This window comes from Anaerostipes butyraticus (assembly GCF_016586355.1).
GTDB lineage: Bacteria > Bacillota > Clostridia > Lachnospirales > Lachnospiraceae > Anaerostipes > Anaerostipes butyraticus.
Window position 1 is genome coordinate 1 of the sequence record NZ_BLYI01000054.1, and the last position, 763, is coordinate 763.

The 763-nt window shown below is 43.3% G+C and carries 1 protein-coding gene; it reads right to left on the reverse strand.

From position 1 onward, the window contains the following. Positions 1–562: N-acetylmuramoyl-L-alanine amidase (locus tag JMF81_RS12750; RefSeq protein ID WP_201311821.1), on the reverse strand; the 562-nt coding region annotated here is incomplete at its 3' end. Positions 563–763: the final 201 nt, after the last annotated feature.

Genomic DNA, 763 nt, shown 5'->3' on the forward strand with positions numbered 1-763 from the left:
TGGATCCGCCTTTGATATCTTTGTTCAGCATACCACGAACAATTGCTTTCGCACATCTCTTTGCATCCCATTTCTCGTAATCATCTTTATCATCCACGAAGCAGCACTCAATTAAGTATGCAGGTGCTTTTGTTTTTCTAAGCACATAAAGGCTGCTATCCACTTTTACTCCTCTATTTCTGATTCCGAGTTCTTTGGACACTTCTTCGCAGATTCTTTCTGCGGTTTCTTTAGATGCAGAAGCCCAGGAATAGATAAGCACCTCTACTCCTCCTGTATCTCCATCACCTTTTTCGTCTTCTCTTCCGCTGTTTAAATGTACGGACGCATCCTCGTCCACTGAATGTGAATTACACTTTGTAACAATCCGTGCAAGGCATCCGCTCTGCGTGGTCGCCACATCACAGGTACAATCATATGCTGTATGCCCTTCTGATTTCAGTAGCCGGATCATCTCATTTTTTACGATCCTGTCCTCTACAGATTCTTTTAAAAATCCGACGGCGCCAGATGCGCCTTTTCCCTGCGGACAATGTCCTGCATGCACATTATACTTTGCCATACTACTCTTCCTCCTTTAATTCAGCTTCTGCCTCTGCGATCTCTTCCGCTGTCGGTTCAATCCCTTCATCCAGTTCATATCCTGCTTTCTTTAATTCTTCCATAGTTATTCTTTTCCTTCCTGATTTTCTTTGTTGATTGCTTTATCTGCTACCTCTAATCCCTTGATCAGAATTACCGGCACATTAAATCCTGCTTCCAC